Source organism: Fluviicola sp., assembly GCF_039596355.1.
GTDB lineage: Bacteria > Bacteroidota > Bacteroidia > Flavobacteriales_D > Crocinitomicaceae > Fluviicola.
Window position 1 is genome coordinate 44,074 of the sequence record NZ_JBCNJW010000001.1, and the last position, 18,036, is coordinate 62,109.

Here is an 18,036-nt window from a genome sequence, read left to right on the forward strand (position 1 = left end):
GAATTGGCCTTGCCATTCCTTTTTCATCGTTAATAATAAATACACACACGATGAAAAAAATCAAATTAGTACTTGGCTTTTTAATCCTGACTACTTCACTTCACGCTCAAACAACCTTTCGACTGGAATTAATCGCCGAAGGGAACTACGGAACCCCTAACGGAGACATTTTTGTCCGCAATACCACCGTTAGTCCGGCAACAACTTCCACAGGAAGATATCAATCCGCAAACGGAACCACCGGCTTCGATGTCTTACAAGATTATGTCATTGCGGGAAACAAAGCTATTTTGGCCGAAAAACCAACCGGAGCAGGACGGATCACGATTGTGAATTATCCTTCCATGACCGAAATCCATACGTTTGCGCAATCTGCCCAAACATTGGGTGTAGCAAGCGCTACCAAAGCGTATGCCTGCTACCCTCAGGGAGGAACGGTTTCGTTGGTAGATCTTCAAAACAATACCCTGACTCCCGTTATCGAACCAAACAATGAAATTTCGACTTATTGCACGAACATGCAGTTTGCAGAGGGGTTCATGTACCTGGACCAGGGAAGCCAATTGGTGAAAATCGATACGGCTACCAATACCGTTGTTGCGAAGTTCAACCCGGGGGTGGGTTCCATTAAGGGAATTGCATACGACCACCAGGGGAAATTGTGGGTGATCGGAGGTACTTCCATCAATTCCATTGAAGTATTGAATAACGATGCGCTTGGAACAGTTGTAAATGTCGGTTTGAGCGGTGTATTGCTACGCTACTATAATAACAAGTTGTATTTCTGGACACTTGGGGACAAGAAATTGTATCAATACGATATTCAGACACCGCCTGCACTTCCGCTGACATCCGTTTACACCAGTACCTTGCCCGGGAACAGCTGGTCGTTTGGTTACGGAAGATCATTTGATATCGATCAGTCGACTGGAGATTTTGCGATTGCTTCTGCCAACACCTATGTAGCACCCGGATATTATGAAGTAGTAGACGGAACCACGTTTACCCTGATCGAATCTTCTTCTATCCCGGGATGCGCCATTCCAAATAAGTGTTTTCTGAAAACATACCCGGCAACCAGCGGCCCGATCCCGGTTCCGGATGTGGCTTCTCTTCCTGCGGTGTCTGATCCGTGCAGCGCTACATTGACTGTTCCGACAGCTGATAATGGGACTGTAACAGCAACAACGAACGATCCGGTTACCTACACGACTCAGGGGACATTTACCGTAACCTGGACGTATACGAATGCAAACGGAACTTTGACGCAGACACAAACGGTAACGATCCAGGATAGCGAAGATCCGGTTATACCGACTTTGAGTAATGTAACGGGTTCTTGTAGTGTGACACCGGTTGCTCCTACAACGACAGATAACTGTGCTGGAATCATTACCGGAACGACCACAACGGTCTTTCCAATTACAACGATGGGAATGACTACTGTGACCTGGACCTTTGATGACGGAAATGGAAACATAGTTACTGCAGACCAGCACATTTTGGTAGAAGATACCGAGACTCCGGTAACGCCATCGCTTTCTCCATTGAATATTGCGTGTAACGATACCATCTCCAAACCGGAAGCAACCGATAACTGTGCCGGAGTGGTGGAAGGAACAACTGCAGATCCGCTTTCATATTCCGTACCGGGAACCTATACGATCAACTGGTTGTTTGACGACGGCAATGGAAACCAGGTAACCGCACAGCAAATGGTCGTGGTGTCGTGTTCCAGTGCAGGATTGGAAAATTTGACGGTATCTTCTGTCAACGTTTACCCGAACCCGGCATCTGGTTTTGTTACGGTAATGCTTTCTTCTGAAATGCAGGGAAGCGAACTGGAACTGATCAATGCGCAGGGCGCAACAGTGAAACGATTGACGGTTACCTCCGCAGAAATGAAACTGGATCTTTCCGGGTTGCAGTCCGGGATGTATTACGTAAAACTGAATACGATGCGATCGAAGCTGATCGTAGAATAAGAGCTAACACCTAAACACTATTCGCAGTGGGAGCCATTCGTCAAGTGACGGATGGCTTTTTTATTTTCCGTTCCGTTCTTTTTCTTTTTTGTTGGGACGAGATGCATCGCGTCCCAACAAAAAAGCGGGTGATTCCAAATCACCCGCTCTTCTTTTAATATGATCAGAAAATTATTTTCTATCTGCAATCGCAACGTAATCTCTGGTAGTTGATCCCGTGTAGATTTGTCTTGGACGACCGATCGGCTCTCCGCCTTCTGCCATCTCTTTCCACTGTGCAATCCATCCCGGAAGACGACCCAATGCGAACATTACTGTAAACATTTCGGAAGGAATTCCCAATGCTTTGTAAATGATTCCGGAGTAGAAGTCTACGTTCGGGTACAAGTTTCTGGATTTGAAGTAATCGTCTTCCAAAGCAACTTTTTCCAGTTTCTTAGCGATTTCCAATAATGGATCGTTGATTTTCAATTTCTCCAATACGTCGTCTGCTGCTTTCTTGATGATTGTAGCACGCGGGTCGAAGTTTTTGTAAACGCGGTGACCGAATCCCATCAAACGGAATGGATCGTCTTTGTCTTTTGCTTTCAATACCCATTTGTCTACATCTCCACCGTCGTTGTGGATTTTCTCCAGCATTTCGATTACAGCCTGGTTTGCACCACCGTGAAGTGGTCCCCACAGAGCAGAAATACCTGCGGAAATAGAAGCGTAAAGGTTTGCCTGGGAAGAACCAACGATACGAACTGTTGATGTAGAACAGTTTTGTTCGTGGTCAGCATGCAGGATCAACAATTTGTTCAATGCATCTACTACTACCGGATCTACTTTGTAATCTTCGGTAGGCATAGCGAACATCATGTACAGGAAGTTTTTCACGTAGTCAAACTCATTCTTAGGGTACATGAACGGATGACGCATGGAGTTTTTGTAAGACCATGCAGCCAATGTTGGTAATTTTGCTAACAAACGCAGGATTGTTCTGTTCTTTTTCTCAGCACTTCTGTTCGGATCCAATGATTCCGGGTAGAACGTAGAAAGCGAACAAACCATTGCAGATAAAACTCCCATTGGGTGAGCCTGAGCAGGGTACGCTTCGAAGAATTGCTTCATATCCTCGTGAACCAATGTGTGTTTGGTGATACTGGAAGCAAACTCATCCAATTGTGTTTGTGTTGGAAGATCTCCGTAGATCAGCAAATAAGCCACTTCCAGGAAGCTTGCTTTTTCTGCTAATTGCTCAATCGGGTAACCACGGTAGCGGAGAATTCCTTCTTCACCATCGAGAAAAGTAATGGCGCTCATAGTAGCACCTGTATTCTTATAACCCGTATCCAGGGTAACGTATCCAGTCTCCTGGCGCAATTTTGAAATGTCAATAGCCAGTTCATTTTCTGTACCTTGTACAACCGGGAATTCATATACTTTCCCGTCTAATTCGATTTTCGCAACTTTGCTCATGATGATCTATAAGAGTATTATCTAACAATTTTATTAGCCGCACTAAATTAATAAAGAAATAAATACAATAATCCTCTCTTTGCAATCTTTTTTTGCAAAATAGCTATAGTTTGTTAATACCCTAAAATGGTAGAATACTGGCTTTTATGTAACGAATTGAAAGTGTACGATTTAGATTTTATTCGACTTTGCGTCAGCTGGTCATGGATCCGTTAAATTTTGCAAATGGTTCCAAGTAAAGAAGAAATAAGCGGTGTTCCCGATTCCGAACAGGAAATAGGTGAATTGTTCTTTAGAGGGGGGGGCGCAGGCGGTAAAAGGAGTAGGTGAAAAGCGCGCAGTTGATCAGTCTCACCGGAATCATTGGCAGTAATCATGTAAGCTCATTCCCACCGGAACCATCGTCGTGTTTTACCACTTGAATAGCCCCGGTGTTAATGCCTGTCCGGATGAAAGCCTGAATAAACGATTACAAGTTTTTCAGAGTGTAATCCAGCATCATGGTGAATAAATGATTGCGGGTGTTTCCGCCGTAAATTCCGTGATTTTTATTCGGGTAAATAAACAGGTCGAACTGCTTGTTTGCCTTCACCAGTGCCGTAATGAATTCCATGGTGTTCTGGTAGTGTACGTTGTCATCGGCAGAACCGTGAATCAGCAAGAATTTTCCTTTCAGTTTGTCTGCGTGGTTCACCGGGGAGTTGTCATCATATCCGCTTGCATTTTCCTGCGGAGTTTGCATGAAACGCTCGGTGTAGATGTTGTCGTAATTGCGCCAGTTGGTAACCGGGGCAACAGCAATTCCCATTTTGAATACGTCAGCACCCTTCGTCATGGCAAGTGATGTCATGAAACCTCCGTAGCTCCATCCCATGATCCCGATTCTGTTTGGATCCACGTAGGATTCTTTCTGCAGGTTTTTGGCAACAGCAATCAAATCTTCCGTTTCCAATTTACCAAGCTGCAGGTAAGTCGACTTTTTGAATGCCGCGCCCTGGAATTGTGTTCCCCTGGTGTCCACACAGAACACGATGTATCCTTTTTGGGTTAGTAACTGGTGGTACAGGTAGTTTGCACCGTCGTAATCGTTGGTAACCATGTTACTTCCCGGTCCGCAATATACGTTAAAGTAAACCGGGTATTTTTTGTTCGGGTCAAAATCTGCCGGCTTCATGATCCAGGCATTCAGTTTTCCGGCTGCTCCGTCAACTTGCAAAAATTCCTTTTTGCTCAGTTTCATGCCGTCCAGTTTTTGCTGGAGCGCTTTGTTGGTCTCCAATACCTGGAATTCTTTTCCGGTGCGGTCGCACAAGGTGTAGGTCGGAACTGTATTTGCCGTAGAACTGGTGCGGATAAAGTAATTGAATCCCGGTGCAAATTCCGCATCGTGGTATCCGGTCGGTGAAGAGATCAATGTTTTTCCCGTTCCTTTCCATTGGATAGAGTAGAGAGACTTATTCATCGCCCCGTTTTCAGAAGAAGAATAGAAAACCGTTCCTTTTTTCTCGTCGATTCCGTACAAATCCATCACATCCCAGTTTCCTTTGGTTACCTGGGTCAGGGTTCCGGAGAATGTCAGGTGGTAAATGTGGTTGTAGCCGTCTTTTTCTGAAGTACGTAACATGGAATTTCCGTCTTTCAGCAAAATCACGTTGTCTGCATCCAGGTAAGTAGTGGATTGCTCTTCGTAGAAAATGCGGTCGGAAGGATTTTCAGGGTTGCTCACCAAATGGTACTTCACGTGGCTTTGGTGGCGGTTCAGCGTAGAAACAAATACTTCATTTTTGATCGGTGACCACTGGAAGCGAGGCAGGTATTCGTATTCTCCCAGGGAAACAGCTTTGATTCCTGCCGTTTCAACATTTGCAATGTGGAACGTTACTTTGGAGTTCGCTTCACCCGCTTTCGGGTATTTAAAGGTGTATTCATCCGGATACAACTTTCCGTATATCGCCATTTGAAACTGTTTTACATCTGTTTCATCAAAACGCATGAAAGCGAGGTATTTTGAATCCGGCGACCATTCGAAGCCTTGAGTAATCGCAAATTCCTCTTCGTATACCCAGTCCGTAGTACCGTTAATGATACTGTTTTGCTTCCCGTCGAACGTAATTTGCTTCGAGGTATTCGTGTTCAGGTTGTATACGAACAGGTTGTTCCCGGAAACATATCCCAGTTTCGTTTCGTCCGGAGAGAATGTTCCGAGTGTTTGCGGTACATCTGCAGCGTGGATTTTGTAAGTTTCCTTGCTCTGGACATTATAAATATAATATACCGTTGAGTAGCTGTGGCGGTAAATAGATGCCGTATTTGTTTGGATCAACAGCCATTTGCCGCTTTTGCTCAGTTTTCCGTCGTCAAATTCGAGTGGTTTTCCGTTAAACTGGATCGCCGAAAGATTGATCAGAGTCGTTCCGGCACCTTTATAATCTTTGAACTGATATTTTTTCATCAGGTATTTTCCATCTTCCTCCACGATTTTAGTGAAAGATTGTCCATCGCTCAGCGCGGTGAATCCTTCTATTCTGTTCGGATAAAACTCTCCGGATTTCCAAATGCTCTCAACCGTAAGGTTTTGTGCAAACGAAAAGGAGACGATGCAAACAAATAAAAGGGCTAACTTATATCTCATATAGTTTGTGTTTTGAGCAAAAATAACCAAAAAGCGTTCCGAATGAAGTGAATTATTGATGAGTGGTGTAAAATAGTTAACAGCTTGTGTAATATGCCTTTGATTCAAAGGGATTCAGCGTTCATAACCTTAGTTGATTGTTAACAATTAAGTAATGTAGGAATAGAATATTTGGTGTAACTTTGTCCCGAAAATTTCCGGGTGTTCTCCTTGATGCTGCGTTTTGGCAGACTGAAACCATCTGGAAATAAAACGATTGGTATAATGAAATAGAAATGAAACTTTTCCATAATAGCAAAGACTTCACCCGAAGAATTTGGTGTTATTGTTCGGCAGCCATGCTGAGTACATTTCTTATATCTCAACGAAGCACTTTATCTACAATTCAAATAATCAGTAAGTTATGAAAAAAACATTACTCTTTTTAGGTATGTTATCTTCTGTTGCATACGCACAGGATTGCTCGAAAATCTTCATCTCGGAGTACGTTGAGGGTTGGTCAAACAACAAAGCTTTGGAAATTTACAACCCTACAAGTTCACCGGTAGATTTGAGCCAGTATTTTGTTGCTCGTTATTCCAACGGGTCTTCTTCTGCAACAAACGCAAACGCAGTACAGTTATCCGGAACAATTGCTCCGCATGATGTATTTGTAGCTGTTTTGGACAAACGCGATCCAAACGGTACAGGTCAGGAAGCTCCGATCTGGGACTCTCTGCAAGTAAGAGGAGACGGATTCTTCTCTCCTGTATACAACACCAGCAACGCATTCTACTGGAATGGAAACGATGCGGTATTGTTGGCAAAAGGAACATTGACAAGCACTCCGACAGCTTCTATTACAACTGCTACAGGATTTGCGATTATTGATGTATTCGGTAAAATTGGTGAGAACCCTGCAAATGCTACAGGTTCTACAGCAAACAATGACGGTGCATGGTCTACTACTTTCCCTTACAGTACAGGACAGGGAGTATTGGTAACAATGGATCACTCCATGATTCGTAAGGCAAGCGTGAAAAAAGGAGTTACTGCTAACCCTTCTTTCTTCAATCCGCTTGGAGAGTGGGATACTATTCCTGCAGTAACATACGTATACGATCAAAACGGAAACCCTATTTCCGGTGCTAACGGACCGATCCTTTTCGGGAACTGGTTCTCTTTAGGAAAACACGATTGTGACTGTAACCCGCTTTCAGTTGGTGAAAACAAAATGGACGAAGTAGCGGTTTATCCAAACCCTACAACTGACGGTATTGTTTACGTGAAAAACACACAGGAAGTGAAAGAAATCACGGTGTTGAACGCACTTGGGCAAAACGTAAACCGTTTCGCAAACAACGCTTCTCCGGTGATGTCTGTGAGGTTGGGTAACGATAAAGGTGTTTACCTGATTCGCATTACTCAGAATAACGGAACCGTTTTAACAAAACGAGTAGTACTTAAATAAGAAATGTTATAATGAGGTCGGATAGTTTTATTCGACCTTCTTTATTTTATCAATATGTTGCGATTTATTACAACACTGGTATTGCTATTTCCAATTTTGGGCTTTGCACAGACTTCTTTGGTGAGAGGAACTGTGAGAGACAAAGTGTCTGAAGACGTTGTTCCCGGAGCACTTGTAAGCCTTGGAGGAAACTACAAAGTCCTTGCTGACGATAACGGAGCGTTCTCTTTCAAAGATGTACCGTATGGTAAGTATAACATGGTTGTTGCTGCTTATGATTTCGATACCGTGAGAATGGAGATTACCGTGAAAAGCAAAGAAACGGTAGTGAACCCGGAATTAGGAGGAAGTACAGAAATCGAAGAGATCAAGGTGATTGCCAACATCTCGATGGACCGTAAAACACCGATCGCGATTACAAAGATTTCTGCGGAACAAATCGCAGAAGAATTGGGATCACGCGACCTGCCGATGTTGTTGAACGCAACTCCGGGGGTGTACGCAACTCAAACCGGTGGTGGTGATGGTGATGCCCGTATTACAGTTCGTGGTTTCGACCAGCGTAACGTAGGGGTATTGATCGACGGGGTTCCGGTGAACGATATGGAAAACGGCGCGGTGTATTGGTCAAACTGGTTCGGTTTGGATGCAATCACTAACCAGGTACAGGTTCAAAGAGGTTTGGGAGCTACCAAATTGTCGATGCCTTCCGTCGGTGGTTCCATGAATATCGTAACGAACGGGATGCACAACCGCAAAGGATTCTCTTTCAAACAGGAATACGGAACAGGAGACTTCCTGAGAACGTCGCTTTCCTACAACTCCGGAAGAACGAAAAAAGGATGGGGATTCAACTTCTCCGGTTCTTACAAACAAGGAAACGGATGGGTAGAAGGAACGAATACTCAAGGAGCTTTCTACTATGGAAAAATCCAGAAATCAATCAAAAAACACCTGATCAGTTTGTCTGCTTTCGGTGCACCTCAAAAGCACGGACAGCGTTCATACTACCAGCCAATTCAATACTGGGATTCTAAAATTGCGGAGCAAATGGGAGTGACCGTTAATCCGAATGCAATTATGGATCGCGGGATCCGCTTCAACCAGCATTGGGGATATATCACCAATGAAGATGGAAAGCAGGAAATCAAAAATGAACGTTTGAACTACTACCACAAGCCACAGATTACGCTGAAAGACTTCTGGCAGGTAAATAAAAAATTGTCGATCTCAAATATTGCTTACATGTCTATCGGACGTGGAGGGGGTACGCGTCTGGCAAACTCCGGTGGAATTCTCTACACGGAAGACGGACATGTAGATTGGAATGCGATTGTAAAAGCAAACCAGGTAGATCAGTTGTTCGGAGGACCAAACATCGACCCGGCATATTCTTCCACCGAATTGAAATCCACGCAGGTTTTGATCTCTTCTGTGAACAACCACTTCTGGGTAGGTTACCTGGGGCAGTTCCAGTATGAGTTGAATCCGCACTGGACAGTTTCCGGGGGGATCGATTACCGTTACTACAAAGGAAGCCACTACCAGCAAATCGTGGATATGCTTGGAGGTGATTACTACATCAACACGGCAAACTTCAACGATGCGAACCCGATGAAACGCAAAGGAGACAAGATCGCTTTGAATTCATATAACAGCGACCGCGATGCATTTGTACAGTGGGGAGGGGTATTCGGATCTGCTGAGTATTCCGGAAACAGATGGACGGCATTTATCAACGCATCTGCTGTGGTGAATACTTACAAAGGAGTGGATTACTTCCAAAAGAAAATGCTGGATTTGGGAGATACGGTTTTGAGAATCGGAGCAAAAGATACGATTCAATATCACGGAAACACGTATACGGCTTCTTCACCAGGCTTGAAAGATTACGCTACCAAATGGAAAGCCATTCCGGGAGCAACAATCAAAGGAGGGGTGAGCTACACGCTGAACGAAGAATCCAAAATTTTTGCGAACCTGGGGTACTTGTCGAGAACTCCGCAGTTCAGCAACGTAATTGACAACAACACGAACACTTTCTTCCGTGAAATCAAGAATGAGATCATCCAGGCCATTGAATTGGGATACAGCTTCTCCAACAAATATGTCGGAGTAAGTGTGAACGGATATTTCACGAACTGGAAAAACAAACCGTTCCCATACGGAGTTGCAATTCCTGACCCGAACGATCCGAATGCTTCCATTTACCTGAACATTAACGGGATGGATGCGATTCACTACGGAGGTGAGATGGATGTAGCATACAATATCTTTAAAAACTTGCAGGCAGAAGTGATGTTGTCCGTAGGAAACTGGACATGGAACTCTGCTGAAACATTCTACGTTCCGGAATTGAACTACAGCTTTACATTCGACGCGAAAGGGGTACACGTAGGAGATGCGGCACAAACAATGGCTAACTTCTCATTGCGTTACGAACCGATCAAGCGATTGTACTTCAAAGTACAGTACCAGTGGTTCGACAGATACTACGCGGCATTTAACCCGTTCTACTTACAGGGAGCAAATGCTCGCCGTGAAGCATGGAAACTGCCTTCATACGGATTGTTGAACGCGTTTGCAGGATACTCCATGAAAGTGAAAAAAGTAAATATTTTCTTCAATGCGATGGTTTCTAATATTTTAAATTCGAAATTTATTGCAGATGCTACGGATAGTTACTATGCTCCTTACAACTCTGATGCACAATCTGCATCTGTAGTATTCGGACAAGGACTTCGATTTAACCTGACCCTGGGAGTTAATTTTTAATTTCGAAAAAGAACAACAATGAATAAATTATGGATTTTAGCTTGTGCAACATTGGCTTCACTATCGGTGAAGGCGCAGGCAACGATTGCAGATGCGCGTAACTACGCGATCGGGCAGACGGTTACAATCAAGGGCGTTGTAACAAACGGAAGTGAATTAGGACCTATTCGTTACGTACAAGATGCTACGGGTGGGCTTCCTGCATACGGAACAAACCTGAACAGTGTTTCCCGCGGGGATTCAATTACGGTAACGGGAGTTTTGTATGACTACCAGGGATTGTTGGAGTTGTCTCCTACAAACAGCTTTACAAACCACGGAGCGGTTACCTTACCAACTCCTCAAGTGGTTCCACTTTCTGTAATCAGCGAAAGCATCGAAGCGAAACTGGTACGTGTAGATAACGTAACTTTTACAACAACGGGTACATTTGCAACTGGTAACAGTACGGTGCAAATTACAGACGGAACAACAACCATGGACGTTCGTATCAACGGAACTACCAATATCGACGGAACAGCAATCCCTACAGGACCGGTTTCCATCATCGCTTTGGTTGGTCAGTTTAACGCAAACTACCAGTTGATCCCAAGATCATTGAGCGATATCTTCGCTTATGTCCCGCCTGCAAGAGAAATCAACGTGAAAATCGGTGGTACGGATTACCTGACAGGATCTCAGTACACCATCGGGACAACCGCTTCAACAGTTGTTACGATTGAGAACACAGGATCAGGAAACCTGACAGTTTCCGGAGCTGCTTTCTCCGGCGCTCAGGCTTCTGATTACAGCACAACGTTTACGAACGCAGTAATCGCAGGTGGATCTACAAGCACATTGACAGTCAACTTTGCTCCTGCAGGTACAGGATCCCGTTTGGCTGCTTTGACTATCTCTTCTGATGATTCGGATGAGTCTTCTTACGTGATCAACCTGTACGGTATCGGGACAAATAACCTGGCTACTGAGCCTGCTGCAAGTCCAACAAACCTGACTTTCCCTACAAATAAAGCATACACTTTCAGCGGATCTTTCACTCCAAGTGCAAACACGGAGAGCTACCTGGTAGTTTACACGAAAAACGGTGCTGCAGTTACTGGTGCACCGGTTGACGGTACAACTTACAAAAGAGGTGATGTTGTAGGAAACGGACAAGTTGCTTACGTTGGTCCTGCGGTGAACTTCTCACCACGCCACGTAATTGCAAATCAGAACAACCACATTGCAATTTTCGCTTTTAACGGTCCTGCAGGATACGAGAACTACAAAACAACTGCTCCTTTGACAGGAAATATCACTTCTCAGGGACAGCAGATCGGTAACTACTACAATGGAATCAACCACACAAGTGCTTCTTTCCTGACTTCTTTGAGCGCATTGATTAACCCGCACACAGTTATCTCTTACACAAACTACAAGCCTACAGTAATGGCTCAGTTTGAAGTGCGTGATACTGTTAACGGACAGTCTTATGTAGAGTGTTCTTACACCGGTGAGAGAAAATTATTCATGGATCCTTTTGACTGGACAGCTGTCGGTTACTCCCGTGAGCACTCTTACTGCCACTCCTGGATGCCGACTTACCCTGCAGATGGTACACCAGCTATGCCTGAATATTCAGATCAGCACAACTTGTACCCTGTAAACCAGACAAACGCGAACTCTCCAAGAAGTAACCTGCCTATGAACGTGGTTACAGGAAGTACGGTATTCTCTTACATGGAAGGAAAAGTAGGTTACAACGGATCTCAGTTGTGCTACGAGCCTAGAAACGCACAAAAAGGAAACTGCGCACGTGCGATGTTCTACATGGCTACTGCTTACAACGGAATTTCCGGAAACAACTGGGCATTGCCTACAAACCAGGATCAGGAAATCCTGAAAACATGGCACATGGCTGACCTTCCGGATAATTACGAAATCGCTCGTAACGAATACATCTTCTCTCAGCAGAATAACAGAAACCCTTATGTAGACAGCGTTCAGTTTGCTTGCTACGTAAACTTCTCCAACATGACGTACCAAAGTACAGGTTGTGGATCTTTGGGGGTAAACGAACAGTTGTTGAAGCAAAACCTGGTTGTTTTCCCAATCCCTGCGAAAGACGAGATGTATGTTCAGGTAAACGGAACTCAAATCCAAAACTACCGCATCATCACATTGGCAGGACAAGTTGTTGATACAAAATCAAACGTGACTCTGGATGTTTTGAAAGTGAACACAGCAGACTTCAAAGCAGGAACTTACCTGATTGAAGTTGAAACACCATACGGAAAAACGGAACGAACATTTATCGTTGAATAAGATGAATAAAATAGTTGTTTTTCTTTTTTTTCTAATAGGAGCAGGCGTAACAGCCTGCTCTTATCATTTGCAGGTAAAGGGATCACAGCAGGTTATTGACGGATCGGCGAAATCATCTGTCGAAATGGACTCGATGATCGCTCCTTACCGCAGGGAAATGATGAAAGAATTCGGGCAGGTGATTGGTGAAACAACTACCGACCTGGTGGTAGGAAGACCGAATTCGACGCTGGGTTTCTGGTTGTGCGACCACTTGATTGCACAGGCAAAAGACAGCGTGCTTTTCAGAAACGAACCGGTGGTGTCGTTTATCAATATCGGCGGGCTGCGTGCCGATTTACCGAAAGGTCTCATTACCATCGGAGATATCTACAAAGTCATGCCTTTTGACAACCGGATTGTATACCTGAAACTGTCGACGGATAAACTACCTGAAATGGAAGCTTACCTCAAAGAAAAAGGAGGAGAACCGATCGGAGGATTCAAGCTGGTGAAAGGAAAGCTGGAATTTCCGGATCAAGCTGCAAAAGAGAAAAAGTATTTTTGGGTGGTCACATCCGACTTTTTGGCCAACGGCGGAGACAATATGTTCTTCTTTAACAATCCATTGGAGCGTTTAAACACGAATATCCTATTCCGTGAATTTATCATTGAAGCTGTTAAAAAAGAGAAAAAAATTACTTTTTCTCCTGAAGAAAGAATAAATTGGTAATATGGAACGAAGATTATTTTTGCAGCAAACCGGTGTGGTTGCAGGAGCGGCTATGATTGCTCCGTCATTGATCAGTGCCAAGAAGAAACATGGTAAACTGGTGATTCTCCATACCAACGACACGCATTCGAATATAGACCCTTTCCCGGTAAACCATCCGAAGTTCCCGAACATGGGCGGAGTTTCCCGCAGAGCAGCTCTGATCCAGCAGATCAGGGAGCAGGAAGAGCATGTGCTACTGCTGGATGCCGGAGATATTTTCCAGGGAACACCGTATTTCAATAAGTTTCGCGGGGTTTTGGAAATGAAGACCATGGGAGCGATGAATTACGACATCGTGACATTGGGAAATCATGATTTCGATATCGGGATGGAAGCGTATAAAAATGCGTTGTCACATGCTTCGTTCAAAGTCGTGAATGCGAATTACGAACTGAGTTCTACGCCGCTTTCGGAAGTTGTTTTACCGCATACGATTGTTCAGAAAGCCGGGTATAAAATCGGGGTTTTCGGTGTGGGAGTTGACTTGCAGGGATTGGTTCCGAACGAAAACTGGAAAGGAATGACTTACCAGGATCCGGTTCAGGCAGCACAGAAGCAGGCAGATCACCTGAAAGCCGAAGGCTGTGATTTGATCATTTGCCTTTCACACCTTGGGTATGAATACAATACAAACCAGGTGTCTGATAAGGTACTGGCAGCTTCCACTTCCGGGATCAACCTGATCATCGGGGGACACACACATACGTTCCTGGAAGCTATGCAGGAATTCAAAAACAAAGATGGACAATCGGTATTCGTGAACCAGGTTGGTTACGGAGGACTGAAATTAGGTCGCATTGATGTGGATATGGTTCATGAAGGGGGCAAATTTACAATTGGAGGACTGGCTTCCGATAACCGCTTCCTGGATGAACAGATTGCTTGATACAAGATCAAACAGTATAAAAACAGCCGGGGCGTTCGATTATCGAGCGCCCCGGTTTGTTATAACAGATCGTTTGATTATTCCACCATGGATTCCAGTTCTTCTTTGGGGAGTTTGATGAGCGCAATCCGGTCAAAGCTTCCCATGATTTTAGCCTGAATGAGGATATTTAGTCCGTTGTCTGCCGTCTCGATGAAGTCACAAACGGTATAAGGCGTGTTCTTTCCCAGGTACTTTTTCCCGATTAAATTCCCGCCGGGAGCGTATACGCTCAGCAAAATCTGGTTGCTTCTCGTAGACGATAAGAACGCTTTGTATTTCGCTCCTTTAATGGAAATCTCTTTGATCAATACCGGTTTTTTCGCATCCAGCTCCGAATGGCCCTGTGCGGGAATCGATGCTGTGATGTCAATGGTCGTTGGAGTCAAAGCCGCGTTGGGATTGTAATACAGATTATCAAAAGAGAAACGCGCCAGTGCGAATTGTGAACTTCCTGACGGAGAAATAGCTGCCAGTCCGCCGTCGAAACCTGCGCCGTTGTATACGCCGGCAAACGTGAGGTCAGGGTTGAGGAAAATCAACGAAAAACTGTAATTGTAAAAGCCGTTCATGACGATGTAATTCTGCTCGGGAGTACTGCTCACGAAGAACGGAATCCGGCTTCCATTGTACGTTACGTGATTCACAATCCGTTCTTCCACATCCGTATAGATATTCACGCTTCCGGATTGTACAATGGATGAAAGATCCGTGGACAAATGATGGATTTCCGTCTGGAAAGTCGTCCGGTTGTAATTCTGGATATATACATCCTGCCCGGAAGCATAAGCATAAGTCGGATACAACACATTCTGAAAATTGGAAACTTCCGTTACCGAATGATTTCCTTCATCAATCTTCAATACGATCGCAAACAAGCCCACTGCGTCCATACAAACGAGGTAGTTTTGTCCGTTTTGGGTAATCAGGTTCGGAACCGCGTTGACGTAGTTGTCCGGAAGTTCGTAGTTCCACACAAATTCACCGGCTTTGTCAACCTTCATCAGGTGGATTCTCCAGCCGTCATAAGCGCTCATAACCACATAGCCGTCATCAACAGATGATTTGGCAATGCTGAGCGGGTAGAAGTGCTTGTTTCCGTTCTGGTCGTCGTAAATTTTGATATAGGAATCCTCTGGTTTGGAATCTTTCTTACAACCCGGTAGCAAAAAAACGGCTCCCAGGATCAGTATGCAGGATATAAACAATTTCATAATCAAGTTCTATACGATGAATTAATGTCTTCTTTTTCTGAGAATTCCCAGTGAGATCGAATTATCGATCGGGAACATGATACTGAGCTGGAAATCCAGGCTCATCAGCTTCAGTTGGTCGAGTACGTCGAGGTATTGAACACTGAAACCGGTGTAATCGGCATAACGGTTCTTGTCATTGACCTGTGAACGGAATCCGTAGCGGAAATTGCTTTCGAGGCTGATTGCAAAGTAATTGGAAAAGAACGTGAGACCTGCACCGGCAGAGATTCCGAAGTTTGCCTTGTTGATGTGTTCCGTCAAATCGGCTTCCTGCGTTCTGTCGGCAGATTTTTTGTCCACGCTTTCATCGATCGTGTAATCGTAGAAAATGGTTTTCCGCGCGTGGTGTCTGAAACTGGTAAAGATTCCGGCCTGGATAAAAGGAGAAAACTGGTTGACCGTAAAGTCCCAGCGCACCATCAGTGGCAGGTTGACCGAGGAAATTTTTTGCTGATGCATCATTTCCATCGCGAAATCGGAACCATTGACGGTATCGGACCACCAATACGCCGTGCGGTAGTTAAAACTGCTCGTTTGGTATGATGGTTCGAACACAACGGAGAATTTTCGGGTGAATGAGAACGACAGGTACAGCCCGTATTGAGAACCTTTGTTCTTGAAGAGGGGTTCGTAATGCTTTTCCATGGGATCACTGCCTGATTGAGGCGTATTGACCAACACGGAATAATCATCCACCACATGCGGTTTGCTGTAGTTCAGACCTCCAAAAAGCCCGATGTATACTTTGTTTTGACGGTGCACGGTGTAGTTTTGTGCTTGTCCGTAATATGAGAACAAAAGAATTGAAAGAAGAAGTCGGATTTTATTTGGCATCTGTTATCTTGAAAGGATTACTTTTTCAGTGAGCGTGACAGTTTCATTGGTCATGAGCGTAACGATATAGGTTCCGTTCGAATAGCGCGACAAGTCAAAATTCACGGCATGTTCTCCCGGGACGCCCGGTGCGTTTGAAATCTTCCCTACGGTTCGTCCGGAAATATCTTTGATTTCAATGTGTACCGTGGCTTCTTTTTGCATCATATAGGTAATGTTGACAGAAGCATTGGCCGGGTTCGGATAACAGCGCATCCATAAATTTTCCTTGAAAAATTCGGATGTACTCAATTCTTTACATTGAATATAGTCGACGCGATTGCTGATAAAATCTTCGAATTTGACGTGTTCAATCGCCGCATCCGGAGCCTGGAACCAGTCTTTGACCACCGAACTGAACACCTGCCGGTAATCATACTGCAATGGAATATTGCCATTCTGCAGGTTCTGCAGATCCGGGTTTTCGCCATAAACTCCCGGATTCAGACAAGTTCCGTAAATCATCATCGGAGCGGCATTTCCGTGGTCTGTTCCGTAGCTGGCATTCGATGCTGCCCGGCGTCCGAATTCCGAAAAAGTCATGGTCAAAACGCGGTCGGCGAGTCCCAGACTGATCAGGTCGTCATAGAATGCTTTCACTGCAGATGAGATGTGATACAGCAATGCGGCATGCGATCCCATCGAGGTGTTGGAATTGATCACCTGGTTGGCGTGCGTATCAAATCCACCGATGCGGCACAGGAAGATTTTTGTCCCGATTCCACCGCTGAGGAGTCGCGAAATGATCTTTAGCTGAGGGGCCAGCGGGTTGTGCAGCGCACCGCTCGGAGCAATGTACGGGTACAAATCCGGGTAAACAACTCCGGAGTTCGCCCCGGCATTGTAAACGTCTTTCAGGCGCTGTGCGTAGTTGTTAGACTGCTTTTCGATCTGCATGATGTATTCAATCTCGTCTCCGGCATGCGTAGGAGGGAAGTTGACAGGAGGATCAGCCCCCACGCTGTTGATCAGGTTGTAAAAAGCATCCGGGTTTTGAATGGAAAGCCCGGCAGGAATTCCCTGTTCGCGGTGAAACGCCAATGAAACCCCGGTTCCGATTTCCAAAGCCAGCGGATCCGGAACAGTTGGGTTCGGATAGCCGATCGGGTAGTCGGGATAGTAGTGTTCGAAATAACGTCCCATCCATCCCGAGTTGAAGTATTCGTTGTAATCTCCGCCCATGAACCAAACATCGCGGCTGCGGAAATGCGAACCGTTCATGTTTTCGTAGGATACGTTTTGCACGATTGCCAGGTGTCCGTTGTCGTACATGGCTTTCGTTCCGGTCATGTCCGGGTGGAGTCCGACCTGTTTATTGGCCGGCAAACTACTGTCGAGCGTAATGTATTGCCGCGAACCGCTTTGCGCAATGGCAATATTCGGCCGCAGGTTGTAATAAAGTCCATACTGATTGATCGGAATGACCATGTTCAGTCCGTCATTTCCCCCGTGAAGCTGGATCAGTACCAGAACCCGGTCGTTGAGGCTGGATTTCGCAATCTGCTGCAGAAAACCGTTTCCTTCGGCTGCGTGTAACGGAACACCATTCAGTGTTAACAGCATTCCGGCTCCCATCAGGGATGAAATGCGTACAAAGTCTCTTCTATCCATGTCCGTTCGT

Annotated in this window: 11 protein-coding genes; 6 read left to right on the forward strand and 5 right to left on the reverse strand. The window is 45.0% G+C overall.

The annotated features are described in order from the left end of the window. Positions 1-50 precede the first annotated feature (50 nt). Complete coding sequence (locus tag ABDV94_RS00160; protein WP_343603730.1) at positions 51-1,985, forward strand: T9SS type A sorting domain-containing protein; 1,935 nt, start codon at positions 51-53, stop codon at positions 1,983-1,985. 171 nt (positions 1,986-2,156) lie between these two features. Here the strand turns inward: ABDV94_RS00160 and ABDV94_RS00165 are convergent, their stop codons facing one another. Continuing rightward, positions 2,157-3,446, reverse strand: a complete 1,290-nt coding sequence (locus ABDV94_RS00165; protein WP_343603732.1) for a citrate synthase — start codon at positions 3,444-3,446, stop codon at positions 2,157-2,159. A 469-nt stretch (positions 3,447-3,915) separates the two neighbouring features. After that, complete coding sequence (locus ABDV94_RS00170; protein WP_343603733.1) at positions 3,916-6,078, reverse strand: S9 family peptidase; 2,163 nt, start codon at positions 6,076-6,078, stop codon at positions 3,916-3,918. Between the two features lie 403 nt (positions 6,079-6,481). Between ABDV94_RS00170 and ABDV94_RS00175 the strand changes: the two genes are divergently transcribed. The 5 genes from ABDV94_RS00175 to ABDV94_RS00195 are packed head-to-tail and all read left to right on the forward strand — an operon-like array spanning position 6,482 to position 14,247. Next, a complete protein-coding gene (locus ABDV94_RS00175) occupies positions 6,482-7,528 on the forward strand; it encodes a lamin tail domain-containing protein (RefSeq protein ID WP_343603735.1) in 1,047 nt (348 codons plus the stop codon). 54 nt (positions 7,529-7,582) lie between these two features. Then, positions 7,583-10,303, forward strand: coding sequence for a DUF2012 domain-containing protein (locus tag ABDV94_RS00180; protein ID WP_343603737.1), 2,721 nt, complete (start codon positions 7,583-7,585; stop codon positions 10,301-10,303). Between the two features lie 18 nt (positions 10,304-10,321). Next, positions 10,322-12,607 carry an endonuclease gene (locus ABDV94_RS00185; protein WP_343603738.1) on the forward strand — a complete coding sequence of 762 codons (2,286 nt, stop codon included), beginning with the start codon at positions 10,322-10,324 and terminating at the stop codon, positions 12,605-12,607. A 1-nt stretch (position 12,608) separates the two neighbouring features. Next, on the forward strand, positions 12,609-13,319 hold the full coding sequence (locus ABDV94_RS00190; RefSeq protein ID WP_343603740.1) for a 5'-nucleotidase: 711 nt from the start codon (positions 12,609-12,611) through the stop codon (positions 13,317-13,319). Position 13,320: 1 nt separating this feature from the next. Next, on the forward strand, positions 13,321-14,247 hold the full coding sequence (locus tag ABDV94_RS00195; protein WP_343603742.1) for a metallophosphatase: 927 nt from the start codon (positions 13,321-13,323) through the stop codon (positions 14,245-14,247). 77 nt (positions 14,248-14,324) lie between these two features. Here ABDV94_RS00195 and ABDV94_RS00200 read toward each other — a convergent pair whose 3' ends face one another. From ABDV94_RS00200 to ABDV94_RS00210, 3 genes are read right to left on the reverse strand one after another with little or no spacing between them, the layout of a single operon-like run. After that, positions 14,325-15,500, reverse strand: coding sequence for a hypothetical protein (locus ABDV94_RS00200; protein WP_343603744.1), 1,176 nt, complete (start codon positions 15,498-15,500; stop codon positions 14,325-14,327). A 21-nt stretch (positions 15,501-15,521) separates the two neighbouring features. Beyond that, on the reverse strand, positions 15,522-16,376 hold the full coding sequence (locus ABDV94_RS00205) for a hypothetical protein (protein ID WP_343603746.1): 855 nt from the start codon (positions 16,374-16,376) through the stop codon (positions 15,522-15,524). 3 nt (positions 16,377-16,379) lie between these two features. Continuing rightward, positions 16,380-18,026, reverse strand: coding sequence for a DUF1501 domain-containing protein (locus ABDV94_RS00210; RefSeq protein WP_343603748.1), 1,647 nt, complete (start codon positions 18,024-18,026; stop codon positions 16,380-16,382). Between the last annotated feature and the right edge of the window lie 10 nt (positions 18,027-18,036).

Coding starts and splice junctions, on each gene's coding strand:
- ABDV94_RS00180 (WP_343603737.1), top strand. CDS start 7,583: ATGTTGCGATTTATTACAACACTGGTATTGCTATTTCCAATTTTGGGC.
- ABDV94_RS00165 (WP_343603732.1), bottom strand. CDS start 3,446: ATGAGCAAAGTTGCGAAAATCGAATTAGACGGGAAAGTATATGAATTC.
- ABDV94_RS00210 (WP_343603748.1), bottom strand. CDS start 18,026: ATGGATAGAAGAGACTTTGTACGCATTTCATCCCTGATGGGAGCCGGA.
- ABDV94_RS00195 (WP_343603742.1), top strand. CDS start 13,321: ATGGAACGAAGATTATTTTTGCAGCAAACCGGTGTGGTTGCAGGAGCG.
- ABDV94_RS00205 (WP_343603746.1), bottom strand. CDS start 16,376: ATGCCAAATAAAATCCGACTTCTTCTTTCAATTCTTTTGTTCTCATAT.
- ABDV94_RS00175 (WP_343603735.1), top strand. CDS start 6,482: ATGAAAAAAACATTACTCTTTTTAGGTATGTTATCTTCTGTTGCATAC.
- ABDV94_RS00185 (WP_343603738.1), top strand. CDS start 10,322: ATGAATAAATTATGGATTTTAGCTTGTGCAACATTGGCTTCACTATCG.
- ABDV94_RS00170 (WP_343603733.1), bottom strand. CDS start 6,078: ATGAGATATAAGTTAGCCCTTTTATTTGTTTGCATCGTCTCCTTTTCG.
- ABDV94_RS00160 (WP_343603730.1), top strand. CDS start 51: ATGAAAAAAATCAAATTAGTACTTGGCTTTTTAATCCTGACTACTTCA.
- ABDV94_RS00190 (WP_343603740.1), top strand. CDS start 12,609: ATGAATAAAATAGTTGTTTTTCTTTTTTTTCTAATAGGAGCAGGCGTA.
- ABDV94_RS00200 (WP_343603744.1), bottom strand. CDS start 15,500: ATGAAATTGTTTATATCCTGCATACTGATCCTGGGAGCCGTTTTTTTG.